Origin of the sequence: Streptomyces sp. 8L (assembly GCF_020176795.1) — a bacterium.
Classification (GTDB): domain Bacteria; phylum Actinomycetota; class Actinomycetes; order Streptomycetales; family Streptomycetaceae; genus Streptomyces.
The window spans coordinates 1-8429 of the sequence record NZ_JAIUKE010000492.1; the positions used below are offsets into that span (position 1 = coordinate 1).

The following is an 8429-nucleotide window of genomic DNA, read 5'->3' on the forward strand; positions in this document are numbered from 1 at the left end:
GGGGGGGGCCCGCGGCGCCCCGCCGCCCCCGCAGGCGGCCGAGGGAGGCGCTCGGGGAGCCCGCCAGGTACAGTGCGCAGACAAGCAGACCGTACGGTGAGGCCCCCTTCGTGTTGACGCAGACCACCACCCGGGTCCTCGAACCCAGCGACCTCCCGGAAGCCCTCGCGCTCCTGGAGAGCGACCCTGTCGAGAACGCGTTCGTCACCTCCCGCGTCCAGGTCGCCGGGCTCGACCCCTGGCGCCTCGGCGGCGAGATGTGGGGCTGGTACGCGGACGGGCGGCTCCGCTCGCTGTGCTACTCCGGCGCCAACCTCGTACCGATCTGCGCCACCCCCGAGGCCGTCCGCGCCTTCGCCGACCGCGCCCGCAGGGCCGGCCGGCGCTGCTCCTCGATCGTCGGCCCCGCGGGACCCACCGCCCGGCTGTGGCGGCTGCTCGAACCGAGCTGGGGCCCCGCCCGCGAGGTCCGCGCGAACCAGCCGCTGATGCGCACCGAGCAGCTCTCGTCCGAGGTCGCCCCGGACCCGTACGTCCGCAGGATTCGCAAGAACGAGATAGACACGCTGATGCCCGCCTGCGTCGCCATGTTCACCGAGGAGGTCGGCGTCTCGCCGCTGGCCGGCGACGGCGGCCTGCTCTACCAGGCCCGCGTCGCCGAACTCGTCGGCTCGGGGCGCGCCTTCGCCCGCATCGACGACGGCCGGGTGGTCTTCAAGGCGGAGATCGGCGCCGCGACCCCCCAGGCCTGCCAGATCCAGGGCGTCTGGGTCGACCCCGCCCACCGGGGCAAAGGACTGTCGAAGGGCGGTATGGCCGCCGTCGTCCGCTACGCGCTCGCGGACGTCGCCCCCGTCGTCAGCCTCTACGTCAACGACTTCAACACCCCCGCGAGGGCCGCCTACCGGCGGGTCGGATTCCGTGAGGTGGGCGCCTTCATGAGCGTCCTGTTCTGACGGTAGGTTTCGGCACATGCCGATCACCCCCGGGGACACCCCCCGGACCCCGGACGTTCAGGTGGGTCCCCTCGACCTCGTCGCCCGCGTCGACGACGCACTGGCCGTCCAGGCCCTCGCCTTCGGGCTCAGCCAGGAGGAGATCGGCGTACGGCACCACATCGTGCTGCGCCACCTGATGTACCCGGGCTGCCGCGCCTACGGCGCCACCACCCCGGAGGGCCGGCTGGCCGGCTTCGTGTACGGGATGCCCAACGACCGCGCCCACTGGTGGTCCACCGTGGTGGAGCCCTACCTGCGCCGCGAGGACCTCGACGGGTGGCTCGACGACTCGTTCGTCATCACCGAACTGCACGTCCACCCGTCCTTCCAGGCGCGGGGCATCGGCCGGGAGCTGATCACCACCATCACCGACCGGGTGCCCCAGCCCCGCTCCATCCTCTCCGCCATCGACGTGGAGAGCCCCGCCCGCCGCCTCTACCGCTCGCTCGGCTACCAGGACCTCGCACGGCAGGTCCACTTCCCCGGCGCGCCGCGCCCGTACGCCGTGATGGGGGCGCCCCTCCCGCTGCGCCGCCGCCCCGTTCCGGCCCCGGAAACGGATTAACGCCGCGCGGCGGCCCCCGGTTACCCTCCTGCCAGACGCCCGGCCCCGCCGCCGCACGCAACCCGACGCAACGCAGGAGTGCCCCTCATGTCCCGGTCCCAGATCCAGCGCATGTCCCGTCTGATGGCCAAGACACTGCGCGAGGAACCGGCGGACGCCGAGACGCTCAGCCACAAGCTCCTCGTACGTGCCGGGTTCGTCCGCCGCAGCTCCGCCGGCATCTGGACCTGGCTGCCGCTCGGCAAGAAGGTCCTGGACAACGTGGCGCGCGTGGTGCGCGAGGAGATGGACGCCTTCGGCGCGCAGGAGGTGCTGCTGCCCGCGCTGCTCCCGAAGGAGGCGTACGAGGAGAGCGGGCGCTACGAGGAGTACGGCGACCTGCTGTTCCGGCTGGACGACCGCAAGGGCGCCGGCTACCTGCTGGCGCCCACGCACGAGGAGATCTTCACCCAGGTCGTCAAGGACCAGTGCACGTCCTACAAGGACCTGCCGGTGATCCTCTACCAGATCCAGACCAAGTACCGTGACGAGGCCCGCCCCCGCTCCGGGGTGCTGCGCGGGCGCGAGTTCCTCATGAAGGACTCGTACTCCTTCGACACCACGGACGAGGGCCTCGCCGAGTCGTACGCCCTGCACCGCGAGGCGTACCGGGCGATCTTCGCGCGCCTCGGCGTCGACTACCGGATCGTCTCCGCCGTGTCGGGCGCGATGGGCGGCTCGGCCTCCGAGGAGTTCCTGGCGCCCGCGGCGGCCGGCGAGGACACCTTCGCCGACTGCCCCGCCTGCGACTACGCGGCCAACACGGAGGCCGTACGGTTCACCGCGGACGTCCCCGCGGCGGCCGCCCCCGGCCCGGTCACGGAGCTGGACACCCCGGACACCCCGACCATCGAGGCGCTCGCCGCGCACCTCGGCGTGCCGGCGTCGGCGACGCTCAAGAACCTCCTGGTGAAGGTCGACGGCGAGATCGTCGCGGTGGGCGTGCCCGGCGACCGCGAGGTCGACCTCGGCAAGCTGGGGGAGCACCTGGCGCCCGCCGAGGTCGAGCTGGTCACGGCCGAGGACTTCGAGGGCAGGCCCGACCTGGTGCGCGGCTACGTCGGCCCGCAGGGCCTGAAGATCCGGTACATCGCCGACCCGCGGGTCGCGCCCGGCACCGCCTGGGTCACCGGCGCCAACAAGCGGGACACGCACGCCCGCGACGTCGTCGCGGGGCGGGACTTCGAGGTCGACGACTACCTGGACGTCGTCGTGGTCCAGGAGGGCGACCCGTGCCCCGCGTGCGGCACGGGCCTCGTGCTCGACCGCGCGATCGAGGTCGGGCACATCTTCCAGCTCGGCCGCAAGTACGCGGACGTCTTCCAGCTCGACGTACTGGGCAAGGACGGCAAGCCGGTCCGGGTCACCATGGGCTCGTACGGCCTCGGCGTCTCGCGCGTCGTCGCGGCGATCGCCGAGCAGACCGCGGACGCGCAGGGCCTGTGCTGGCCCCGCGAGATCGCCCCCGCGGATGTCCACGTCGTCGCCGCGGGCAAGGCCGCCCAGACCGCGCTGGCCCTGGAGGCGGCGGAGCGGCTCGCTGAGCAGGGCCTGCGGGTCCTGGTCGACGAGCGCCCCGGGGTCTCGCCCGGCGTGAAGTTCACCGACGCGGAGCTCATCGGCGTCCCGTCGATCCTGGTCGCGGGCCGCCGCGCGGGCGAGGGCGTGCTGGAGCTCAAGGACCGCCGCACGGGCAAGCGCCAGGAGCTCCCGCTCGCGGAGGCGGTCGCCGCCCTGACGGCATGACCGCGCCGGGAGCGGAGGCGGTGCGCGGGGCCGCGCGCGGGCGCCGGTGACCGGCCCGCGGGCCGGAGGCAGGGGGCGTCAGAGCCAGCTCGCGTACTCCAGCAGCAGTTCCGCCGCGGCGGGCCGGTCAGCGCGCAGGGCACGGGTCGCCGACTCGACCGCGCGGAACAGCGTCCACGCGCGCAGCCGCTCCCGGTCCACGTCCAGCGAGTCCGCGAGCCGGTTCATGCGCCGGCGCGCGGAGGACGCGCCCGACTCGGAGGCGATCAGGTCCTCGACCCGGTCGCGGGCGAGTCTCGCGAGGTCGTACGCCCGCTCGCCGACCACCGGCTCGGGGCCGATGGCCAGCCAGGGCGCGCGCTCGCCCGCGAGGACCTTGCCCTGACGGAACGCGCCGTGCAGCAGAAGCGATTCATCAGCGGAGGCCGTCATGGCCGCGCGGGCGTCGAGCGCCGCGTCCACCAGCACGTCGGGCGCGCCCGCCGCCCGCATCGGGCCCGCCTCACGCCCGGTGCGCTCGCCGACGGTCTCGAAGCCGTGGCCGACCGGGGGCTCCACCCACAGCTTGCGGATCGTGTCCGCGGCCTCCAGCAGCGCCCTGGCCTCCGGCAGGGACCGCAGGGACACCTCGGGGCGCAGCCGTTCGAGCAGCACCGACCCGTCGTCCGGCGCGCCGTCCCCGTCGTACGTCCTCGCGGCGCCCCAGCCGTCCCAGTGGGCGAGCGCCGCGCGCTCCGCGCCGGGCGCCGCGAACGGCGGGGCGATCTTCAGCGTGGCGGGGGCCTCGCCCGGCCGCCGTACGAGCAGCACCAGACTGTCCCGGCCGCCGGGCGCCACGACACGCTCCACGTCGAGCCCGCGCCGGGCCACCGCGTCAGCCGCGAGTGCGGGGAGCCGCCCCAGCCAGGCTTCCGCCCCGGGCGCGCCGTACCTCTCGGTGAGCGCGCTCACCAGCCGCCGAGGCGGTTCGAAAGCCATACGTCCCTGAAATCCTTCCGGTCCACGCCGCGCCGGTCCTCCCCGCGCCGGTCCCCAGCCGCCGGCTCAGGCCCGCTCGGCGAGCCCCGGAAAGGCTACGCCGGACCCGCGCCAGCGGGCCGCCCGCACGGCCGCCTCGCGCAGCGCGTCCGCCGCGTCGGCCCGTACGGACCCCTGACCGGCACGGACGAGATCCGAGTAGACGTCCGCGACCTTGTCCTCCAGCTGTGCCGCGAGGCGCACGGCGGAGTCGGCGCCGGTGACCGGGAAGGGCAGGGCGTACGCGGCGGCGGCGGCCTGCGGGGACGCGCCGAGATCCCGCACCGCGCGCCGGAGTGTGTCCCGTCGCGCGCGGTGCGCCGCGTACGCCGCGTTCGCCTCCGCGCGCAGAGGGGCGGTCACTCGGCCGCCCACCACGCCGTAGCCGTACACGGCGGCGTGCTCCGCGCCGAGCGCGGCCTGGGTCGCGGCCAGCAGCCCCTTGTCCTTGCTCTTCGCGGCCTTCGCGGCCTGCACGCCTGTCACGCCCGTCACGCCCTTCACCTCGTGGGACGTGCTGGACGCGCCTGCTCGGCTGCTGTCACGGCTCTCACGGTTCACGAGGAGGCTCCCTGGGAGAGGAGGTACTGGTGTACGGAGTTCGCCGCGGCGATCGAGGCCAGCAGCCGGGCGAGCTCGGGCGGGGCGTCCATGAGCGCCGCGGTCTGGGTGCGGCTCGCCCGCTGCTCCGCGGTGGCGAGCGCACCCACCGCCGCCGCGGGGTCCGCGGAGACCGCTGCGGCGGTGGCTCCCGCGGCACCCGCAGGGCCCCCCGAGGGCGTCGCGGAGGCCGCGGGCGAGGACGGCGAGGCCGGTGCCAGCGCCTTCACGTGCTCGGCCACGGCGGCGCGCAGCGGCGCGAGCCGGGACGCCTGGCCGGGATGGCGGGCGATGACCGCGTCGTACTGGTCCAGCAGCGACCGGCTTGTCGCCGCGGCGCGGGAGCGCAGGGCCGCGGCCCGTGCCGCCTGGTCCCGTGCCGTCCGCTGCGCGGCGGACGGCTTCGCCGGCCCCGACGAGGTGCAGCCCGCCAGCAGGACGGCGGCCGTGGCGGCTCCCGCGCCCCTGAGCGTGTGTCTGCGTGTCGTGCCCGTACGCGCGTATGCCTCCACGGCTACCTCCGGGGCCATGCCGACGTGCTGCCGCGGCCGGCCGTCCGGGCAGAACTGGGTGATCTTCGCAGGCGAGCGTACCCGCGGTACCGGGCAGGTGGGCAGCAACACCCTTGCGGACCGGATACCCTTTGGGACTGACACGTCCGGCACGGTTCCGGCCGAGGACGCGTCCGACGATCCGACACGACGCGACACGATCACGACAACAGCACACGCGGCCGAGGAGTCACCCGGATGAGCACCACCCAGAGCGACAGGCTGCGCGGTTTGCTGGAACCGCTCGTCGGCGCGGAGGGCCTCGACCTGGAGGACGTCGAACTCTCCAGGGCGGGCAGGTACCGCGTGCTGCGCGTCGTCGTCGACTCGGACGAGGGTGTGGACCTGGACGCGGTCGCCGAGCTGACCCGCGCCATCTCCACGGGGCTCGACGAGAGCGACCTGATGGGCGAGGAGCAGTACCAGCTCGAAGTCACCTCGCCGGGTGCGGAGCGACCGCTGACCGAGCAGCGCCACTACGAGCGCGCCGTCGGCAGGCTCGCGAGGATCAAGCTTCACGAGGGTGGCGAGCTGGTGGCCCGCATCCTCTCGGTGGACGACGGAGGACTCGACGTCGAGGTGCCGGGCGTGAAGGGCCGCAAGGCAACCGCCCGCCGCATCGCGTTCACGCAGATCGCCAGGGCGCGCGTGGAAGTCGAGTTCAACCGCAAGGACAAGAGCACAGAGGAGGCGTAGCCGTGGACATCGATGTGAAGCTCCTGAAGGGCTTGGCACATGAGAAGGAGATCCCCTTCGAGCTGCTGGTCGAGGCGATCGAGTCGGCCCTCCTCATCGCGTACCACCGCACCGAGGGCAGCAGCAGGCACGCGCGCGCCGAGCTCAGCCGCGACACCGGCCATGTGACCGTGTGGGCGACGGAGGACCCGGCGGACCTGGAGGAGGGGCAGGAGCCGAAGGAGTACGACGACACCCCGTCGAACTTCGGCCGGATCGCGGCCACGACCGCGCGCCAGGTCATCCAGCAGCGCCTGAAGGACGCCGAGAACGACGTCACCTTCGGCGAGTACGCGCGCCGCGAGGGCGATGTCGTCGCGGGCCAGGTGCAGCAGGGCAAGGACCCGAAGAACGTCCTCGTCCGGCTGGACGACAAGCTGGAGGCCATCCTGCCGGTGCAGGAACAGGTTCCCGACGAGGAGTACACGCACGGCCTGCGCCTGCGCACGTACGTGGTGCGGGTGGCGAAGGGCGTGCGCGGCCCGTCCGTCACCCTCTCCCGCACGCACCCGAACCTGGTGAAGAAGCTGTTCGCCCTGGAGGTCCCGGAGATCGCCGACGGCTCCGTCGAGATCACCGCGATCGCGCGGGAGGCGGGCCACCGCTCCAAGATCGCCGTGCGCTCGATGCGCTCCGGTCTGAACGCCAAGGGCGCGTGCATCGGCCCGATGGGGACACGTGTGCGCAACGTGATGGCGGAGCTGCACGGCGAGAAGATCGACATCGTGGACTGGTCGGAGGACCCGGGGGAGATGGTGGCGAACGCCCTCTCACCCGCGCGGGTGAGCAAGGTGGAGATCGTTGACCTCGCCGCCCGCAGTGCCCGGGTGACCGTTCCCGACTACCAGCTGTCGCTCGCGATCGGCAAGGAGGGGCAGAACGCCCGCCTCGCCGCCCGCCTCACCGGCTGGCGCATCGACATCAGGCCGGACACCGAGCAGCCGGACGCCCCGCGCGCCGACTCCGCCGGGGCCGGCCAGGCGCCGTCCGGCAGGGCTCCGGGCGACACGTCCGGCGGTCCGTCCGACGGCCCCTCCGGTGCGGCGTCCTCTCCGGACGGTGCCCGGAGTGCTGACCGGGACTGACCGCTTTCGGTCGACCATGATCGATGGCCGTACTGAATCTTGCCCCGTAGGGATGAGATCGGTGTGGGGAGGTAGACTTGACTGCGTCTGGCCGGACGAGTGCCCGAGCCTGCCCCGAGCGAACCTGCGTGGGGTGCCGGGAACGAGCGGCCAAGAACGATCTGCTGCGCATCGTGGTGATCGCGGGACAGTGCGTTCCCGATCAACGCGGTACGCTGCCCGGCCGGGGTGCCTATGTGCATCCCGCTTTGGGTTGTCTTGACCTGGCGGTCCGCCGCCGGGCCTTTCCGCGGGCCTTCCGGGTCCAGGGACCGCTCGACACCGCGCAGCTGCGCGGAGCCGTCGAAGCGATCACGGAGCGGACGGCACTGTAGGAATGAAGAAGTACGGCACGGAACCCCGTGCGGTTCAGGTACCTCGCGAGTCGGAAGTAGGTCGAGATTGCGATGAGCACTCGATGAGTACGCGATGAGTACGCCCATGAAGTAGCGACGGTCCGGCGGTAACCCGGACCTAAAAGGAGCGAAGTGGCTAAGGTCCGGGTATACGAACTCGCCAAGGAGTTCGGTGTGGAGAGCAAGGTCGTCATGGCCAAGCTCCAGGAACTCGGTGAATTCGTCCGTTCGGCGTCGTCGACGATCGAGGCGCCCGTAGTACGCAAGCTGACCGACGCGCTGCAGGGCCCGTCGGGCAATGGCAACGGCAAGTCCGCCGCCAAGCCCGGCGCACCCCGCAAGGCCGCGCCGGCCAAGCCCGCCGCGCCGTCCCCCGCGCAGGCGCAGGGCGCGTCCCCCGCCGCCAAGGCGAGCGGGGAGCGTCCCGCCGCGCCGAAGCCCGGCGCACCGGCTCCCAGGCCGGCCGCCGCCGAGGCCCCGCAGAGGAGCACCCCCGCGGCATCCGGTCCCGCGGCCCAGAGCCAGACCCCGCGCCCCCCGGCGCCCGGTCCGCGCCCGGGTCCGAAGCCGGCCCCCGCCGCACCGGCGGCGCCCGAGTTCAGCGCGCCGCGGGCGCCGGCGGGGGGGGCGCCCCCCCCCCGCCCCCCCCCCCCCCGGGGGGGCCCCCCCCCCCCCCGGCCCGGGGCGGGGCCGGCCGG

General features: G+C 73.8%; 10 protein-coding genes. 7 read left to right on the forward strand and 3 right to left on the reverse strand.

The window, feature by feature from the left end; genetic code table 11:
* The first annotated feature begins 110 nt into the window (after positions 1-110).
* The 3 genes from LCE31_RS32155 (at position 111) to LCE31_RS32165 (ending at position 3348) form a co-directional block, all read left to right on the forward strand.
* The gene (locus tag LCE31_RS32155; RefSeq protein ID WP_225020681.1) at positions 111-956 is read left to right on the forward strand and encodes a GNAT family N-acetyltransferase; all 846 of its coding nucleotides are present in this window, start codon (positions 111-113) and stop codon (positions 954-956) included.
* Positions 957-972: 16 nt separating this feature from the next.
* The gene (locus LCE31_RS32160) at positions 973-1563 is read left to right on the forward strand and encodes a GNAT family N-acetyltransferase (protein WP_225020683.1); all 591 of its coding nucleotides are present in this window, start codon (positions 973-975) and stop codon (positions 1561-1563) included.
* Positions 1564-1650: 87 nt separating this feature from the next.
* Positions 1651-3348: a proline--tRNA ligase gene (locus LCE31_RS32165; RefSeq protein ID WP_225020685.1), complete on the forward strand. Its 1698-nt coding sequence runs from the start codon at positions 1651-1653 to the stop codon at positions 3346-3348.
* 78 nt (positions 3349-3426) lie between these two features.
* Here LCE31_RS32165 and LCE31_RS32170 read toward each other — a convergent pair whose 3' ends face one another.
* The 3 genes from LCE31_RS32170 to LCE31_RS32180 all read right to left on the reverse strand — a co-directional run bounded on the left by LCE31_RS32170 (position 3427) and on the right by LCE31_RS32180 (position 5495).
* On the reverse strand, positions 3427-4326 hold the full coding sequence (locus tag LCE31_RS32170) for an aminoglycoside phosphotransferase family protein (RefSeq protein ID WP_225020687.1): 900 nt from the start codon (positions 4324-4326) through the stop codon (positions 3427-3429).
* Positions 4327-4392: 66 nt separating this feature from the next.
* Entirely contained in the window at positions 4393-4842 is a 450-nt protein-coding gene (locus LCE31_RS32175; protein WP_225020700.1) for a ferritin-like domain-containing protein, read from the reverse strand.
* 80 nt (positions 4843-4922) lie between these two features.
* The gene (locus tag LCE31_RS32180) at positions 4923-5495 is read right to left on the reverse strand and encodes a hypothetical protein (protein ID WP_225020689.1); all 573 of its coding nucleotides are present in this window, start codon (positions 5493-5495) and stop codon (positions 4923-4925) included.
* A 219-nt stretch (positions 5496-5714) separates the two neighbouring features.
* Here LCE31_RS32180 and rimP point away from each other — a divergent pair, with 219 nt between their 5' ends.
* The 4 genes from rimP to LCE31_RS32200 all read left to right on the forward strand — a co-directional run.
* Entirely contained in the window at positions 5715-6212 is a 498-nt protein-coding gene (gene rimP / locus LCE31_RS32185; protein ID WP_225020692.1) for a ribosome maturation factor RimP, read from the forward strand.
* Between the two features lie 2 nt (positions 6213-6214).
* A complete protein-coding gene (gene nusA, locus LCE31_RS32190; RefSeq protein ID WP_225020694.1) occupies positions 6215-7336 on the forward strand; it encodes a transcription termination factor NusA in 1122 nt (373 codons plus the stop codon).
* Positions 7337-7413: 77 nt separating this feature from the next.
* Complete coding sequence (locus LCE31_RS32195) at positions 7414-7710, forward strand: YlxR family protein (RefSeq protein ID WP_225020696.1); 297 nt, start codon at positions 7414-7416, stop codon at positions 7708-7710.
* Between the two features lie 153 nt (positions 7711-7863).
* A partial coding sequence (locus LCE31_RS32200) for a translation initiation factor IF-2 N-terminal domain-containing protein (protein ID WP_225020698.1) occupies positions 7864-8429 on the forward strand: 566 nt, incomplete at its 3' end.